Here is a 16,309-nt window from a genome sequence, read left to right on the forward strand (position 1 = left end):
GCCTCGCTGGTTTTTCAGCTTTCTGGCGTTCTGTCAGTGAATAAGGAATCTCAGCATGAAGCGCGCGTCTCTCATTACTCTATTACTCCTCAGTTCGCTCGGTGCCCTTAATTCGGCCCGTGCGATGGACTATCCATTGCCGCCCGCAGGCAGTCGTCTGATTGGGCAAAATCAAACCTACACGATACAGGAAGGGGATAATAAGCTGCAGACCATTGCCCGTCGGTTTAATACGGCGGCCCAGGTGATCCTGGAAACCAACAATACCATTGCGCCGGTAAACCCTGCGCCGGGAACCGTGATAACCATTCCGTCGCAAATGCTGTTGCCGGATACGCCCCGCGAGGGAATTGTGGTGAATCTCGCTGAGCTTCGGCTCTACTACTTCCCGCCGGGGCAAAACATTGTTCAGGTTTTCCCCCTGGGCATTGGTCAGCTGGGGCTGGAAACACCGGTGACGACCACGCGGGTAAGCCAGAAAATCCCTAATCCGACCTGGACACCCACGCCTGGCATCAGAGCACGCTCTCTGGAGCAGGGCATTAAACTGCCTCCGGTGGTTCCTGCCGGGCCAAATAACCCCCTGGGACGCTTCGCGCTGCGTTTAGGCGTGGGGAATGGGGAATATCTTATCCACGGTACCAGCGCGCCGGACAGCGTCGGCCTGCGGGTCAGCTCTGGCTGTATGCGGATGAACGCCCCGGACATTAAGGCCCTGTTCGAACAGGTGCGGGTGGGCACGCGGGTGCAGATTATTAATGAACCCGTGAAGTTTTCCGTTGAGCCGGATGGTAAACGCTATATTGAGGTCCACCGTCCGCTGGCACAGGTAGAAGGGGAAAATCCACAGGTCTCGCCCATTACCCATTCCGCCGAGTTTGCGACCTTTGTTTCCCAGGCGGGAAGCGATAAGGCGCTAATTGATAAAGCGCTGTCACGTCGCGCCGGGATCCCGGTTATCGTGTCGGCCGGTAGCGGCCCGTCAGCCAGCAATAGCGTGTTGTCGGTGCAGAACAGCCGGGTATCTGCTGCGGTAGCGGAAGATGAAGGGGAGAAGATGACGCAGTAGCCGTTTAACGCAGGCAAAAAAAATGGCGCACAATGTGCGCCATTTTATTAACAGGTACTATTACTTACGGTATTTAGTAGCCTGGTTGTCCAGACGCTGGTTAGCGCGAGCTGCGTCGTCTTTAGCAGCCTGAACGTCGGAACGGATTGCGTTCACGTCGTTGCTCAGCTGGTCAACTTTAGCGTTCAGAGTCTGAACGTCAGAAGACAGCTGATCGATTTTAGCGTTGCTGGAGCAACCAGCCAGCAGAGTAGAACCCAGGATTACCGCGCCCAGTACCAGTTTAGTACGATTCATTATTAATACCCTCTAGATTGAGTTAATCTCCATGTAGCGTTACAAGTATTACACAAAGTTTTTTGGGTTGAGAATATTTTTTTGATGGGAATACACCTATTTTTGATCGTTCGCTCAAAGAAGCATCGAATCAGCCCGTTTCGGGTAAAAATCTAAGGAAAAAAAGGCATTTATCATCGGATTCATCTTAGATAATTCGCAATTAAATAGAAAAACCCGATTTGCATTTTGAATGACTTTGGCTAATGCCAGGAATAAAAAAAGCGCCCGGCGGGCGCTTTTTATCCAAATTAATTCGTTCGGGAATTATTACAGCACGTGAACAGATGCGGTATTGGTGGTGCCGCTTGGTACCAGCGCGCCAGAAACCATGACCACAACGTCACCTTTCTGTGCCAGACCGCTTTCCAGAGCCAGTGCTTTACCCTGAATGTAGAAATCGTCAGTAGAGGCGATCTCTTTAACCAGATGCGCAACGACGCCTTTGCTCAGTACCAACTGACGAGCGGTGGTTTCGTTGGTGGTCAGGGCCAGGATGGTCGCATCCGGGAAGTATTTACGCACGGCGCGCGCAGATTTACCGCCCTGAGTGGCAACCACGATCAGTGGGGCTTCCAGTTTCTCAGCGGTTTCTACTGCACCGCGGCATACTGCTTCGGTGATACGCAGCTTGCGGCTGTCGTTATTGAAGTCCAGACGGCTGGTCATCACGCGGTCAGTACGTTCACAGATGGTCGCCATGATGCCGACCGCTTCCAGCGGATATTTACCTTTCGCGGATTCGCCGGACAGCATAACCGCATCAGTACCGTCGAGGATGGCGTTTGCCACGTCGCCTGCTTCAGCGCGGGTTGGGCGTGGGTTTTTGATCATGGAGTCCAGCATCTGCGTTGCGGTGATAACCACTTTACGCGCGCGCACACACTTCTCGATCATCATCTTCTGCGCGAAGATCACTTCTTCAACCGGGATTTCAACGCCCAGGTCGCCACGTGCAACCATGATGCCGTCAGACGCTTCGAGGATTTCGTCGAAGTTGTTCAGGCCTTCCTGGTTTTCGATTTTGGAGATGATCTGGATCTTCTCGCCGCCGTGCGCTTTCAGGTGCTCACGGATTTCAACCACGTCGGAACGCTTACGGATGAAGGAGGCCGCGACGAAGTCAACGCCTTGCTCGCAGCCGAAGATCAGGTCCTGTTTGTCTTTTTCAGCCAGGGCTGGCAGCGCGATGGAGACGCCCGGCAGGTTAACGCCTTTGTTTTCGCCCAGGTCGCCGTTGTTCAGCACTTTACAGATAACTTTGTTGCCTTCGATAGCGGTGACTTCCATACCGATCAGGCCATCGTCGACCAGCACGGTGTTACCGACGGACAGATCGCTGGTGAAGCCTTCGTAGGTCACTGCAACGATTTCGCTGTTGCCGACGACGGATTTGTCGGTGGTGAAGGTGAAGGTCTGGCCCGCTTTCAGAGAGACGTCGTTACCGCCTTCCAGTTTGATGGTACGGATTTCTGGACCTTTGGTATCCAGCAGGATGGCCGCTTTTTTACCGGTCTTGCTCATCACGTTGCGCAAGTTCTGGATGCGCTGGCCGTGCTCTGCGTAGTCACCGTGGGAGAAGTTCAGACGCATCACGTTCATGCCGGCGTCCAGCATTTTGCTCAGCATCTCTTCAGATTCGGTTTTCGGGCCGATAGTACAAACAATTTTCGTCTTTTTCATGACAGTCTTAGTCTTTAAGTTGGGAAGGATATGGAAATCTCGCTCCGGGGGCGCACCGCCGCGGAGTCAAACCTGTGTTGCAAAAGAGTATATGACACGCACTAAGGATAGGAGACATCAAATGAGCGTGCAGAAGAAAGTGTGCCTGAGTGACAGCCCAACGAAGGAGAGAAGAAGTTGTACGTTGTTTTTTGTATTCCAAGCGCTGAAACCATTCACCAGGGATTTGGCGCGCATTATACGCTGATTTTAAGATAAAAGGAAAATGGAAACGGTGTTTCAGAAATAATCAATGCTGTTTCACATAATATTGTTATCAAGGCGTTAAGCCATGATGACAACTTGTGGCGGCAGGTGAGTAACCTGCCGCCGTTTGCTTATTTTTGCAGCGCCTGGCTGAGGTCCGCAATCAGGTCTTTAGGATCTTCAATTCCCACCGACAGGCGGATCAGCTGCGGCACAATGCCGTTCGCCAGCCGTTGCTCCAGCGGAATCGAGGCGTGCGTCATGCTGTAAGGCTGGCTTACCAGACTCTCCACGCCGCCCAGGCTCTCCGCAAGGGTGAACAACTTCAGGTTGCGAATCACCTCGGTGGCGCGTTGCGCATCGCCTTTTACCACGACGGAAATCATGCCACCGGGCAGCGCCATCTGCGTGCGGGCGAGCTGGTACTGTGGATGTGACTCCAGACCAGGATAGAATACCTTTTCGACCAGAGGATGCTGATCGAGCCATTGCGCAATCGCCAGCGCGTTGGTGCTGTGCTTTTCGACCCTCAGAGCAAGCGTGCGAATACCGCGCAGCGTCAGGAAGCTGCTGAACGGATCCAGGACGCCGCCCACCGCGTTTTGCAGATAGCCCAGCATGTCCGCCAGTTCCTTGTTGTCCCCGACAATCGCCAGCCCAGCCACCACGTCAGAGTGGCCGTTAAGGTATTTGGTGGCAGAGTGCACCACGATATCGAAACCGGACTCCAGCGGACGGTGGATCACCGGCGACGCGAAGGTGTTATCCGCCACGCTGATGACGTTATGCCGACGGGCAATGGCCGCGATGGCCGCCAGATCGGCCAGCTTCAGCAGCGGGTTGGTCGGCGTCTCGACCCACACCATACGCGTCTGTGGGCGAATGGCGGCCTCGAGCCCGGCCAGGTCGTCCGGTTTAACCCAGCTAACCTGCAGCCCGGTGCTGCGCTTGCGCACATTTTCGATCAGGCGGTACGTCCCACCGTAAACGTCATCAATGGCGACAATATGGCTGTCTTTATCCAGCAGTTCGAGCACCGTGGAGATGGCCGCCAGACCGGAGGCAAAAGCGTAGCCGCGCGTGCCGCCTTCCAGTTCGGCAATCGCCGTTTCCAGCGCATGGCGGGTAGGGTTGCCGCTGCGGGAGTACTCATAACCGGTATGCTCCCCGGGCGCGGGTTGCGCAAACGTCGAGGTGGCGTAAATCGGCGGCATGACGGCGCCGTGCTGGTCGTTGAATTCGCCGCTGTGTACGCTGAGGGTGGCCAGATTTTTCATCATTGATTCCTTTATTGCTGTAGACGATTGCGCCAGGCGGTCAGAACGTCGCTGCGCGTAATCAGACCGAGAAAACGGTCGTTGTCATTAATGACGGCCACCAGGCCGCGGTCGAAGATGGCGTTCAGGGCGCTTTCCGACGCGTGTTTATCAAGGAACTCGACCTGACGCGTCATGGCTGCCGTCACCGGCAGTGCGAAGCGATCGCCGTCGCCGCCGATATGCCGCAGGAGATCCCACTCGTCGATAATGCCCACCACCTTGCCGTTCTCCAGCACCGGCAGCTGGGAGATGTCATACAGACGCATGCGCGCCAGGACAGTGGAGAGCGTGTCGTCCGGGGCGGCGGTGACGGTCGCACCTTCGTCGTGGCGCAAGGCGATGTAGTCGGAGAGATCGCCGGCCTGAGGACGCGTGATGAGCCCCTGCTGTCGCATCCAGTCGTCGTTGAACATCTTCGAGAGATATTTATTGCCGCTGTCGCAGGCGAAGGTCACCACCCGCTTCGGCGTGGTTTGCGCCTGGCAATACTTCAGCGCGGCCGCCAGCAGCGTGCCGCTGGAGGAGCCCGCCAGAATGCCCTCCGTTTTCAGCAGCTCGCGCGCGGTGGTGAACGCTTCCCGGTCGGTGATGCGCCAGGCGCGATTGACGCCTTCAATGTGGGCCAGCGGAGGAATAAAGTCTTCGCCAATTCCCTCAACCAGCCAGGAGCCCGCGTCGTGGTAGCGTCCGGTTTCCACCTGGTCGGCGAGAACGGATCCAGCCGGGTCAGCCAGGACAAACTCCGTGTGCGGAGAGTGCTCGGCGAACCACGCCTGCAGGCCGCCCAGCGTGCCGCCTGAGCCGACGCCCACCACGATGGCGTCGATTTTGCCGTCAAGCTGCTCATACAGTTCCGGCGCCGTGGTGGTGCGGTGCGCCAGCGGGTTGGCTTCGTTGTTGAACTGGTCGATGTAAAACGCGCCAGGCAGTTCGTTCGCCAGACGCTGGGCGTAATCCTGGTAATAGGCAGGATGGCCCTTGTTGACGTCGGAGCGGGTCAGCACCACATGGGCACCCAGCGCGCGCAGGTGGAAAATCTTCTCGCGGCTCATTTTGTCCGGCACCACCAGGATCAGCGAGTAGCCTTTCTGGGCGGCGATCAGGGCCAGGCCGAGACCGGTATTGCCCGCCGTGGCCTCAATAATCGTGCCGCCTGGCTGCAGATGGCCGGTACGTTCTGCTTCGTTAATCATCGACAGCGCAACGCGATCCTTAATCGACCCGCCCGGATTTTGGTTTTCCAGCTTCAGGAACAGCGAGCAGGGACCGGTATCAAGCTTATGCAGCTGGATCAGCGGGGTACGACCAATCAGTTCGGTGACGGAGTGATAAATCGTCATGATGTTTTCCTTTCTGGATGTCATGACGGGATGATAGGGCGGTGAAATTTTCTCAATAAAGAACCATTCACTGCCGTTTAGAACAGAAAGGAATATAAATGCCATTTCTGGATGGAAGGACAGCAAGACGTAAAGTTGTCTGGATGTGAGGATGGCTATATCGGGATAAAATGCTGCAAAAATGACCGTTTTTTGCGCCCGTCCGCCAGCGGATATGCATCCGGCAGATAATCATTGCTGAAATTGGTCTAAATGCTTCGCACCCGGTAAATCCGCTGTTTATTGCCGAAAGTTATAACACATTCTTTTTTGTTCATTTAAAAGCTGATAACGCCTGTTTACTATCGTTTGGACATCCATACTGCTAAACCGCCACGGGCGGCACGGATAACGAATAAGAATGATTGTACTGAGCAATATTTCGAAGGTTTTTGACAACGGAAAGGTGGCACTCACAGCCGTTGATAATGTCAATTTGACGATAGCACAGGGACAGATATACGGGATCATTGGTTACAGCGGCGCAGGTAAAAGTACGCTTATCCGCCTGCTGAATGGTCTGGAAAAACCGAGCAGCGGCAGCGTAACCATCAACGGGCAGAACATTTCTGCCGCAAAAGGTGAAGCACTGCGCCAGGCGCGGCTGAAGATCAGCATGGTGTTTCAGCACTTCAACCTGCTGTGGTCGCGCACGGTCAGCGAGAATATTGCGTTCTCGATGCAAATTGCTGGCGTACCAAAAGCCGAAATAAAGGCCCGCGTGGCCGAGCTTATTGAACTCGTTGGCCTGAAAGGTCGCGAGCATGCTTATCCGTCACAGCTGAGCGGTGGGCAAAAGCAGCGCGTGGGCATTGCGCGTGCGCTGGCTAATCGCCCGGATGTGCTGCTCTGCGATGAAGCCACCTCCGCGCTTGACCCGCAGACCACCGATCAGATCCTCGATCTGCTGCTGGATATTAACCGTCGGTTCAAGCTGACCATCGTGCTGATCACGCACGAGATGCACGTGGTGCGCAAAATCTGCGACCGCGTGGCGGTGATGGAGAACGGTAAAGTGGTGGAAGAGGGAGACGTGCTGAGCGTCTTTACCCATCCGCAGCAGCCGATTACGCAGCAGTTTGTTCGTCAGGTGAGCCAGTACGCTGAAGAAGAAACGTTCAATACCGAACTGGCAAACGATCTGGAAGGTACGGTTATCAGGCTGACCTTTACCGGGCACAGCACGCACAAACCGATTGTGGGCGAACTGACGCTGCGCTACGGCCTGCCGTTTAACATCCTGCACGGAAAAATGACCCAAACCGCTCACGGCGTGTTTGGTCAACTCTGGGTGCACGTCGTGGCATCTGATGAACAACTGAACAATATCCTCGCCGACCTGCAGCACAGCGATATTGAAGGCGAGGTGATTAAACATGGCTGAGAATCTCTTTCCGCATCTCAAGTGGGATCAGCTCTGGGCGGCGACGCTGGAGACGCTGTACATGACCGCGCTTTCCGGCGTGGCGACCTTTGTATTAGGCATCGTGCTGGGTCTGGCGCTGTTTTTAACCGCGCGCGGCGGATTGTTCCACAACCGCACGGTGTATAGCGTCATTTCGATTGTGGTGAACGTGTTCCGCTCGATTCCGTTCATCATTTTGATTGTGCTGCTGATCCCGTTCACCAAGACCGTTGTTGGCACCATTCTTGGCGCCAACGCGGCGCTGCCGGCCCTGATTGTGGGTGCCGCACCGTTCTACGCACGCCTGGTGGAGATCGCCCTGCGTGAAGTGGATAAAGGCGTGATTGAAGCGACGCGCTCGATGGGCGCACGACTGAGCACGCTCGTGTTTCGGGTTTTACTGCCGGAATCATCACCTGCACTGGTATCGGGTATTACGGTAACGCTGATTGCGCTGGTGAGCTACAGCGCCATGGCGGGGGTGATTGGCGCCGGTGGTTTGGGAAATCTGGCTTATCTGGAAGGATTCCAGCGCAACCATGGTGACGTCACGCTGGTGGCAACGGTGACCATTCTGATCATCGTTTTCATTATCCAGTTCTGCGGCGATGTCATTACTTCACTGTTAGATAAACGCTAATAAATACACACAGGAACCACATCATGAAAAAGACACTGACACTGATCGCCGCTGCAACCCTGAGCGCCCTGAGCTTCGCCTCCTGGGCCGACACCCTGACCGTGGGGGCATCCAACACGCCGCATGCGGAAATTCTGGAGCAGGCAAAGCCGATTCTGGCGAAGCAGGGAATCGACCTGGAGATTAAACCGTTCCAGGACTACATTCTGCCGAACACCGCGCTGGCGGGTCATGACATCGATGCGAACTATTTCCAGCACATTCCTTACCTGAACAGCGTGCTGAAAGATCATGCGGGCGATAAGGACTACGATTTTGTCAGTGCGGGCGCGATCCACATTGAACCAATCGGCATCTACTCCAAAAAATACAAGTCGCTGAAAGACCTGCCGGAAGGTGGCAAGATCATCATGCGTGACGCGGTTTCTGAAGAGGGTCGTATTCTTTCCATCTTCGAGAAAGAGGGCGTGATCAAGCTGAAGCCGGGCATCGATAAAGTGACCGCGCGCATCAGCGACATCGTCGAGAACCCGAAAAAGCTGAAGTTCACGCCTAACGTGGAGGCGTCTCTGCTGCCGCAGATGTACAACAACAACGAAGGCGATGCGGTGGTGATTAACGCCAACTACGCGATTGACGCCGGTCTGGATCCGGTTCACGACCCGATTGCGGTTGAGAGCGGTGAAAACAACCCGTATGCCAACATCATCACCGTGCATCGCGGTGACGAGAAGAAGAAAGACATCGTTGCGCTGGTGAACGTGCTGCACTCGAAAGAGATTCAGGACTGGATCCGCACCAAGTACAAAGGCGCGGTCATTCCAGTAAACAACTAATTAGCTGATTTTACAGATGAAGCCCGGCGAGTTCCTCGCCGGGCTTCTTTTTTGTATCCGGCAGGAGAATCATTTAAGCTCAACGTTTAACAGGCAATGGAGTGATGACGATGGGTAACGTGACCAAAGATGAAGCGCTGTATCAGGAGATGTGCCGGGTGGTCGGGAAGGTCGTGCTTGAGATGCGTGATTTAGGGCAGGAGCCAAAGCATATTGTCATTGCCGGGGTACTGCGTACCGCGCTGGCGAACCAGCGCGTGAAACGCAGTGCATTGACAACTGAGGCAATGGAAACGGTGGTTAAAGCGCTGGCCGGGTAAGGCGCCAGCGTTTCGCAAGCTGCTCGAGCGAGCAGCAGAGCAGGTAGTAGACCACGCCCGTAAAGATAAAAATGGCCGCCGGGTAGATTTGCACCCGGTTGTTGACCTGTCCCGCCACCGTGGTCAGCTCCGGGACGTTCACGATAAACGCCAGCGACGTATCCTTCAGCAGGCTGATAAAAATCCCCACCAGCGACGGCAGAATATTCCTCAGCACCTGCGGCAGCAGCACGCGCCACAGGGTTTGCTGCGTGCTGAATCCCTGTGACAGCGCGGCTTCGAACTGCCCGGTCGGCAGCGCGCTCAGTCCGGCCAGCACCGAGTGCATCACGGTGGCCGCCGTAAACCAGGCCAGCGCCAGCGTGACGGTCAGCGCCCCGGGCAGATCGCCCCCGGTCATGAGCGGCAGGAGATACCACATCCAGAAAATCACGAAGATGAGCGGGATCCCGCGAATCAGCTCTGCCCATAAAAAGAGGACTTTTCGCACGAGCCCGGTAAAGCGCCAGGCCAGGCACGCGAGCAGTATCCCTCCGGGCAGAGCGATAACCGCAGCGCCTGCTGCCATCATTAACGAAAGCAGTACGCCTCCCGGTTCACCGGCTGCCGCGCGTCCCCACAGCAGATAATCGAGGTTATCGGTGATGACATTAAGTCCGGCAATCATGTTTTTCACTCCCTGTGGTGGCGACGATCGGGCGTTTACGTTTCGCCTGCGGCCCAAGGCGGACCAGCACCATTCCCATGACCAGACCGGTCAGCAGATAGAGTGCAGTACCGAGGGTAAATGCCTCCAGCGCGTGTGCGTTAAAGCTTTCGATCTGCCTGACCTGGTAGGTGAGCTCGGCGAAGCCAATCCCGCTGGCGAGCGAGGAGAGCTTCATCAGGTTGAGATACTGGCCCACAACGGGCTGCCAGGCGTTAGCCAGCCCCTGCGGCAGCAGGATGTAGCGAAACACGCGCCATGCTGAGAATCCTTGGGTGAGCGCCGCCTCCCGTTGCCCGACTGGCACAGAACGCAACCCGGCTTCCACTTCTTCGATTAAAAACGCCGAAGTAAAAACGCCCAGCCCCCAGGCAGAACATAAAAATTCGGGCGTAAACCACCAGACGTCGCCGGGCAGAATGGACCAGCTGTGATCGGCGTTGACCACGTCGCGAAACGCCTGCGGCAGCCCGTTCCAGGCGGCAAAATACCAGAACAGCAGCTGCACCAGCAGCGGCGTATTGCGAAACAGCGATACCCAGCCGCTGACGATCGCTTTCCCGACGCGTCCACCGGACAGGCGCAGGAGCATAAAGAGCAGTGCGAGCAGGCTGGCCAGCGCGATCCCCGCCAGCGTTACCCACAAGGTGGTGAGAAATCCGGAAAGTATCCACTGCAGAGGCTGTCCGGTCAGTACCCCCTGCCAGTCGAGCGCGGGCATTACAGATGCTCCTGATGCAGCGGATCCAGCACCTTTTGCAGGAAACGCTGCGCGCGCGGATGCGCTGGCTGGCTGAAAAACTGCGCTGGCGGCGCGGTTTCCAGAATTTGCCCGCCGTCGATAAAGACAATCCGGTCGGCGATTTCCCGGGCAAACTGCATCTCATGGGTCACTACGATCATCGTGATCCCGCTGTGGGCGAGGGTTTTCATCACGAACAGCACTTCACCAATCATCTCCGGATCCAGCGCGGAGGTTGGTTCATCGAAAAGAATGATTTGCGGTGAAGAGGCGAGGGCGCGGGCTATCGCCACGCGCTGCTGCTGTCCGCCGGATAGCTCTGCCGGGAAATGGTGGGCCTTTTCCAGCATCCCGACTTTCTCCAGCAGGGCCAGCGCGCGCGCCTGGGCTGGCTGTGGCTTCCAGCCGTGAACGTGCTCCAGTGCGAGGGTGATGTTCTGGCTGGCGGTAAGATGGGCATAAAGGTTGAACTGCTGGAATACAAACCCCACGCGGCTTCGCAGCTGGCGCATCCCGCTACCGGAGAGCTTTCCGGTAGGCTTGTTGTCGACCAGGATCTCTCCGCCGCTCAGGGGTTCAAGCTGGTTGATAAGACGAATCAGGGTGGATTTACCGGAACCCGACGGGCCGAGGATAGCAACCACTTCACCGGGCGTGATGGTGAGGTTGATGTCGTTCAAAACCTGATGGTCACCGTAGCGTTTGTCCACATGACGAAACTCGACTCTGGCCTGTTCCAGATGTGAAAAATCCGCGGCACCGGCCGCGGAGTGTGAAAATAAACCTGAGAGCATAATTACCTGGCTTCTATTTTAAAGCCGCGAGGCTGTGGAGCAGGGGTGCCAGGACCAAACCAGACATCATAGATTTTTGCCGCCTGACCGGTCTTCTCGAGATTAACCAGCTCGTCGTTGACGGCTTTCAGCAGTGCCGTTTCACCTTTCTTCACCCCCACGCCAATCTCTTCTTTACTGAGCAGATCGGGCAGGATTTTGAAGTTGGCTTTGTCCGGCGCCTGCGCCAGCAGACCGGCCAGAATGGTGCTGTCCTGAGTGATGGCCTGTACGTTGCCGTTGCGCAGTGCGGTCAGCGCCAGGGGAATGTCGTCATAAGAGAGGACGCGGGACTGCGGGAAACGCTGGTGCAGCGCCTGCTCGCCCGTTGTGCCTTTGACTGCGCCAATGCGCGCCCGGCTATAGTCATCGAGCTTGTCCGGTGATTTCGCCGGAACCAGGAATTGCTGGCCAGTGACGAAGTAAGGCGTCGAGAAATCAATGACCTGTGCGCGTTCCGGGGTGATAGTAATATCCGCCACGATCAGGTCGGCCTTGCCGGACTGCAGCAGCGGAATGCGGTTGGCCGGATTGGTGGCAACCAGTTCAAGCTTCACGCCGAGCGATTTTGCCAGCGCTTTGGCGAAGTCCACGTCGTAACCCACGATCTCATGCGTTTTGGCATCAATCGAGCCAAACGGCGGGTTCGCATCAAACGTGGCCACTTTCACCACCCCTGCTGCCTTGATATCCGCCAGCTGATCGGCCTGCGCCTGCGCTGAAAACAGGCCCCAGGCTGCCACTACGCCCAGAGCCAGCGTCCGTTTTTTAAACCCTTTCATTTTTGCTGCCATAGTCATTCGCCATCCCGTTGTTTTTGTTTTACCCCGTTACGCTCCCATAAGGGAAAGCTATCGCCAAATAAGAAATCGTTCTTTGCTATGAGCAAAAAAGCATTAGTGAACAAGGTGTTAATGAAGAGTGAAAAGGACGAGGGTGCTATTTGCAGATTCTGCACATCGACAGTGGATTTTGGTATTTCCCCTGCACGGGATAGGGGTGCTTAACTGAAGGCAGATACGGCGAGAGAGGGTAAGACGATGAAAAAATGGATCAGCACGTTACGGCGGTTTTTTGCGGCCCGGCCAGCGAATGCGGAGAACAGCGCGCAACGTGTTCTTGAGTCGATACTGCCTGTCGCCAGCCTGTATGGCGTAGACGTTGCCAACATTGACCCGGAGTGGTTCCATGATAAAACGCCACGCTGAACTGCGCCGCACGCGCGAAACGTACTGGAACGAAGTGTGCGTGACGTTTAACGAGTGAAATAAAAAAGCACCGGTTTCCCGGTGCTTTTTTATTAGATCTTGCAGGCGTCGCCGCAGTCGTCGTCGGCGATAATCGCCTGCGCTTTTTTATCCGCGTCGTCCAGACGTTCTGCATTACGCTCTTCTGCTTCATCCAGACCGTTAAACACTAAGTTATCGAGATCAATTTCCATGTTGCACCTGCTCTGTTCAGTTTTCGATACTGGCACAGTATAGGGCAAAAAAAGCCAGCAATGTACCTCGCAGCACATAAGGATAATCCCTGCCATACTCAGTGCTTTATCGCTGAGGAGAGCACATGATTACACTCTGTAAAACCTGTGGAACCGCCTACGATACGCAGCCGGACAGATGCCCAATTTGTGAGGATGAACGCCAGTATGTGCCCATCACGGGGCAGGCGTGGACCGATCTCGATACCGTCAACGCGACGCACAGCAACAAATGGCAGCAGCTGGAGCCGGGATTGTTCGGTATCAAAACCGTTCCGGCGTTTGCTATCAACCAGCGGGCGCTGCTTTTGCAAACGCCGCACGGCAATATCCTCTGGGACTGCATCGCCAACATTGACCCGGCAACCAAAACGCTTATTAACGCCCTCGGCGGCATCAGCGCGATTGCGATTTCACACCCGCACTATTACACCACGATGCAGGAGTGGGCTGCGGCGTTTGACGCGCCGGTGTACCTGCACGCCAGCGACAGAGAGTGGGTGATGCGCGACAGCCCAGCCATTCATTTCTGGGAAGGCGATGCGCTGGAGATTTTCCCGTCTGTTACCCTGCTGCGTCTGGGCGGGCATTTTGCCGGGGGAACGGTGCTGCACTGGCAGGAGGGGGACGGGAAGCTGCTGGTGGGCGATATTCTGCAGGTCACGCCGGGTAAAGACGCCGTCTCGTTTATGTGGAGCTACCCGAACTATCTTCCGCTGCCTGCCCGCACCGTGGCGTCCGTCGTGAGTCATCTGGAAGGCAGAACGTTTGAACGTCTGTACGGCGCGTTCGAAGGGCAGAACATCCTCGCTAACGCGGACGAAATTGTGCAGCGGTCGGGCCAGAAATATATTGCTTGTCTGAAGTAAACCACGATGGGTAAACTTTACGAGTGTGATCTCGATCATACCTAAACTAAAACAGATAAAAGAGACATTGCTATGCAACATATCATTGAAGGTTTTCTCAGCTTTCAAAAAGAGATTTTCCCGCAACGTAAAGAACTCTTCCGCAGTTTAGCGTCCAGCCAGAATCCCAAAGCGCTGTTCATCTCATGCTCCGACAGCCGTCTGGTCCCGGAACTGGTCACCCAGCAAGAGCCAGGACAACTCTTTGTCATTCGTAATGCTGGCAACATTGTGCCGCCGTTCGGACCGGAGCCAGGCGGTGTGTCCGCTACCATCGAATACGCCGTCGTGGCGCTGGGCGTCACGGATATCGTGATTTGCGGTCACTCCAACTGCGGCGCGATGAAGGCGATTGCCGATAACGCGAACCTGGAGCCGATGCCTGCCGTGTCACACTGGCTGCGCTATTCCGACGCGGCAAAAGCGGTGGTGGAAAAGAAAACCTGGGATAAGCCGATCGATAAAGTGAATGCGATGGTGCAGGAAAACGTCTTTGCGCAACTGAGCAACATCAAGACCCATCCGTCCGTCGCGGTGGGCCTGCGTAATAACTCCATCCGACTGCACGGCTGGGTGTACGACATTGAAAGCGGCGAAATCCTCGCGCTGGATAAAGCGACGAAAAGCTTCGTCTCGCTGTCGGAAAACCCGGAAGTCTTCTTCGAGTAACCCGCAACAGCAGGGCACGGATGCCCTGTCAGTATTCAAAATAGGGTAATCTCCGCCGCACGCGCGACGCAGGTTTTTCCGCCGCTTTCGCCATCGCCTCTGCAATCTCTGCACACTCCACCAGCCCCTGAACGAAGGGACGATCGTGCATCAGCCACGGTATCGCACCGAAGGCGATGCGCCCGCGAACGGTGTCAGGCGCTTTTAGGGTGTAATCCTCGCCGATATCGGGTATCTCATCGCCGATCGCTTCCAGCTGGTTTCGCAGCGTCGGGAAGGGCAGATCTTTCGTTTTGAGCGGCTTTTGTCCGCGCGCGTCAATAAATACGTCGAAACGATAGACGGTCTCTTGTGTGGTTATCACCGTTCGATCGCTGCCAACGTCGAGCGTGTAGTCGTCACCGAGCGCGGCCACGCTGATGATGCCGGCTTCGCGAAGTGCGAGCAGCCTGCGGATAGACTGCGGAGGGATGGCGGCATAGTTGTCGATAAATACCCGAGCCAGCCCCTGCCTGAAGCGTTCAGCGTCTCGCTCGTCGAGATGGGGGACAATCTCCTGAACGACCTCATGCAGCCGCAGCACGGTGTAGCGCCACGCCACGGTACGGCGTTCCCGTTTGTTGCGTTCAACCTCGTTGAGATTCTCTTCCGCCCAGGTAAAGGGGCCGTGGCGTTGACGATCCTCAAACCAGGCCTCACGAACAGTGTCCGCATTCAGCGTATGCAGAGACATCTTCTCGCACCACGCCGGATCGGCAAGCTGAAGCTCTTTGACCATCAGGGCAAAAATGCGGTCAAGCAGGCCATCCGGTCCTTTGGCTATCTCGCTTTCCACCACGAATTCGGTCAATACCGACAGCGGCTCGTAAGGAATAGGGCAGTAAAAATCGGCTTCCGGCAGAATGCCCGTCCGGGACATCAGCGTAATGTGTAACCCTTCGCTGTCTTTGTCGAGGATGAATTTACCGTCACGAAACGCACCGTGCTGCATCACCACCGCCATAGCCGCGTCCAGGCCGCTCAACGAGGTGCCCATAATGCCCACGCGGCAAGGGGGAATGCGGGCGTCCATCAGACCGGACCACGGGCTTGGGAAGAACGTGCGCGTGGCTTCATCCTCCTCTGGCCAGACGTGGCCGGTGGCAATAACCGCCAGGTCGAATTGATCCGGTAAGGTGCGGTCGTTGACCGAAATCGTCACGCCGGTTGTCGAAGGGATGATGTCGGTGACCTTCGCGGATTCATGGACCTTAACCTCGAACCCCAGCTTTTTCGCCTCTTTTACGATTGAACGAAAACTGTCGCGAAAGTACTCTCCCAACAGAAGCCTGGGCAGGAACTGTCGGTCATGCAGGCTGGCTTTATCCACCTTAAAGCGTGCCAGATGGGCGTCGCTCTGTTCCTTAAGCCAGTCGAGGTAGGTCATAAAAATAGGCGGGATTTCAATGCTCGCAATGTTCGCCAGCATCAGCCGGGAATTATCGTCGTCGTTATAGGGCATGCCCACGCCGGCTTCATCAGCCTGTTCGAAAACGGAAACAGAGAGCGGCGTGCTGTTTTGAAGCAGGTGATAAAAGGTGTAAATCCCTGTGGGGCCGGAGCCGATAATCGCGATCTTCTTCATCGACACGTTTCCTGTGTTTTTTTTCCATAGGAAAAGCGTAGCAGGAGAATAATGATGAAAATAAAGGATTAAGAAAATTCAGGCTATCAGAGGAGAATTTGCACCATTTCAGGA

Annotated in this window: 19 protein-coding genes; 8 read left to right on the forward strand and 11 right to left on the reverse strand. The window is 55.8% G+C overall.

Features of this window, described 5'->3' with window-relative positions; genetic code table 11:
- Positions 1-55: 55 nt before the first annotated feature.
- Positions 56-1,069, forward strand: a complete 1,014-nt coding sequence (gene ldtE / locus ACMGGU_RS07510; protein ID WP_420300363.1) for a L,D-transpeptidase LdtE — start codon at positions 56-58, stop codon at positions 1,067-1,069.
- A 60-nt stretch (positions 1,070-1,129) separates the two neighbouring features.
- Here ldtE and lpp read toward each other — a convergent pair whose 3' ends face one another.
- The 5 genes from lpp to ACMGGU_RS07535 all read right to left on the reverse strand — a co-directional run bounded on the left by lpp (position 1,130) and on the right by ACMGGU_RS07535 (position 5,993).
- Entirely contained in the window at positions 1,130-1,366 is a 237-nt protein-coding gene (gene lpp / locus ACMGGU_RS07515) for a murein lipoprotein Lpp (RefSeq protein WP_010430241.1), read from the reverse strand.
- Between the two features lie 309 nt (positions 1,367-1,675).
- The gene (gene pykF, locus ACMGGU_RS07520) at positions 1,676-3,088 is read right to left on the reverse strand and encodes a pyruvate kinase PykF (RefSeq protein WP_045284943.1); all 1,413 of its coding nucleotides are present in this window, start codon (positions 3,086-3,088) and stop codon (positions 1,676-1,678) included.
- Between the two features lie 7 nt (positions 3,089-3,095).
- Positions 3,096-3,290, reverse strand: a complete 195-nt coding sequence (locus tag ACMGGU_RS07525; protein WP_419765095.1) for a hypothetical protein — start codon at positions 3,288-3,290, stop codon at positions 3,096-3,098.
- A 175-nt stretch (positions 3,291-3,465) separates the two neighbouring features.
- On the reverse strand, positions 3,466-4,611 hold the full coding sequence (locus tag ACMGGU_RS07530) for a trans-sulfuration enzyme family protein (protein ID WP_420300961.1): 1,146 nt from the start codon (positions 4,609-4,611) through the stop codon (positions 3,466-3,468).
- Positions 4,612-4,622: 11 nt separating this feature from the next.
- Complete coding sequence (locus ACMGGU_RS07535; protein WP_420300364.1) at positions 4,623-5,993, reverse strand: pyridoxal-phosphate dependent enzyme; 1,371 nt, start codon at positions 5,991-5,993, stop codon at positions 4,623-4,625.
- Between the two features lie 400 nt (positions 5,994-6,393).
- On the opposite strand from ACMGGU_RS07535, the gene ACMGGU_RS07540 reads away from it, so the two are divergent.
- The 4 genes from ACMGGU_RS07540 to fumD all read left to right on the forward strand — a co-directional run bounded on the left by ACMGGU_RS07540 (position 6,394) and on the right by fumD (position 9,233).
- Positions 6,394-7,416: a methionine ABC transporter ATP-binding protein gene (locus ACMGGU_RS07540; protein ID WP_045910313.1), complete on the forward strand. Its 1,023-nt coding sequence runs from the start codon at positions 6,394-6,396 to the stop codon at positions 7,414-7,416.
- Positions 7,409-8,077, forward strand: coding sequence for a methionine ABC transporter permease (locus ACMGGU_RS07545; protein WP_008500617.1), 669 nt, complete (start codon positions 7,409-7,411; stop codon positions 8,075-8,077). The genes ACMGGU_RS07540 and ACMGGU_RS07545 overlap by 8 nt, the downstream gene beginning before the upstream one ends.
- A gap of 23 nt (positions 8,078-8,100) precedes the next feature.
- Positions 8,101-8,913: a MetQ/NlpA family ABC transporter substrate-binding protein gene (locus ACMGGU_RS07550; RefSeq protein ID WP_008500616.1), complete on the forward strand. Its 813-nt coding sequence runs from the start codon at positions 8,101-8,103 to the stop codon at positions 8,911-8,913.
- Positions 8,914-9,023: 110 nt separating this feature from the next.
- A complete protein-coding gene (gene fumD / locus ACMGGU_RS07555) occupies positions 9,024-9,233 on the forward strand; it encodes a fumarate hydratase FumD (protein ID WP_023343959.1) in 210 nt (69 codons plus the stop codon).
- On the opposite strand, the gene ACMGGU_RS07560 is transcribed toward fumD, so the two are convergent.
- Genes ACMGGU_RS07560 through ACMGGU_RS07575 form a run of 4 tightly spaced genes read right to left on the reverse strand, consistent with a single transcriptional unit; the run spans position 9,214 to position 12,308 of the window.
- Positions 9,214-9,900 (reverse strand): amino acid ABC transporter permease, encoded by a 687-nt coding sequence (locus tag ACMGGU_RS07560; protein WP_420300365.1) that lies wholly within the window; start codon positions 9,898-9,900, stop codon positions 9,214-9,216. The genes fumD and ACMGGU_RS07560 overlap by 20 nt on opposite strands.
- The gene (locus ACMGGU_RS07565; RefSeq protein WP_420300366.1) at positions 9,884-10,660 is read right to left on the reverse strand and encodes an amino acid ABC transporter permease; all 777 of its coding nucleotides are present in this window, start codon (positions 10,658-10,660) and stop codon (positions 9,884-9,886) included. The genes ACMGGU_RS07560 and ACMGGU_RS07565 overlap by 17 nt, the downstream gene beginning before the upstream one ends.
- Positions 10,660-11,475 carry an amino acid ABC transporter ATP-binding protein gene (locus ACMGGU_RS07570; protein ID WP_420300367.1) on the reverse strand — a complete coding sequence of 272 codons (816 nt, stop codon included), beginning with the start codon at positions 11,473-11,475 and terminating at the stop codon, positions 10,660-10,662. The genes ACMGGU_RS07565 and ACMGGU_RS07570 overlap by 1 nt, the downstream gene beginning before the upstream one ends.
- Positions 11,476-11,477: 2 nt before the next feature.
- Positions 11,478-12,308: an ABC transporter substrate-binding protein gene (locus ACMGGU_RS07575; RefSeq protein ID WP_080347292.1), complete on the reverse strand. Its 831-nt coding sequence runs from the start codon at positions 12,306-12,308 to the stop codon at positions 11,478-11,480.
- A 246-nt stretch (positions 12,309-12,554) separates the two neighbouring features.
- Between ACMGGU_RS07575 and ACMGGU_RS07580 the strand changes: the two genes are divergently transcribed.
- Positions 12,555-12,722, forward strand: coding sequence for a hypothetical protein (locus tag ACMGGU_RS07580; protein ID WP_032666818.1), 168 nt, complete (start codon positions 12,555-12,557; stop codon positions 12,720-12,722).
- 92 nt (positions 12,723-12,814) lie between these two features.
- On the opposite strand, the gene ACMGGU_RS07585 is transcribed toward ACMGGU_RS07580, so the two are convergent.
- Positions 12,815-12,955, reverse strand: coding sequence for a hypothetical protein (locus ACMGGU_RS07585; protein WP_008500607.1), 141 nt, complete (start codon positions 12,953-12,955; stop codon positions 12,815-12,817).
- 125 nt (positions 12,956-13,080) lie between these two features.
- Between ACMGGU_RS07585 and ACMGGU_RS07590 the strand changes: the two genes are divergently transcribed.
- Both ACMGGU_RS07590 and ACMGGU_RS07595 read left to right on the forward strand, forming a co-directional pair.
- Entirely contained in the window at positions 13,081-13,863 is a 783-nt protein-coding gene (locus ACMGGU_RS07590) for an MBL fold metallo-hydrolase (RefSeq protein WP_420300368.1), read from the forward strand.
- A 72-nt stretch (positions 13,864-13,935) separates the two neighbouring features.
- Positions 13,936-14,571 carry a carbonic anhydrase gene (locus ACMGGU_RS07595; protein ID WP_109844381.1) on the forward strand — a complete coding sequence of 212 codons (636 nt, stop codon included), beginning with the start codon at positions 13,936-13,938 and terminating at the stop codon, positions 14,569-14,571.
- A gap of 28 nt (positions 14,572-14,599) precedes the next feature.
- On the opposite strand, the gene ACMGGU_RS07600 is transcribed toward ACMGGU_RS07595, so the two are convergent.
- On the reverse strand, positions 14,600-16,195 hold the full coding sequence (locus tag ACMGGU_RS07600) for an FAD-NAD(P)-binding protein (RefSeq protein WP_420300369.1): 1,596 nt from the start codon (positions 16,193-16,195) through the stop codon (positions 14,600-14,602).
- Positions 16,196-16,309: the final 114 nt, after the last annotated feature.

The sequence above is a fragment of the Enterobacter sp. BNK-8 genome (assembly GCF_048685095.1).
In the GTDB taxonomy this organism is placed as follows: domain Bacteria; phylum Pseudomonadota; class Gammaproteobacteria; order Enterobacterales; family Enterobacteriaceae; genus Enterobacter; species Enterobacter quasiroggenkampii.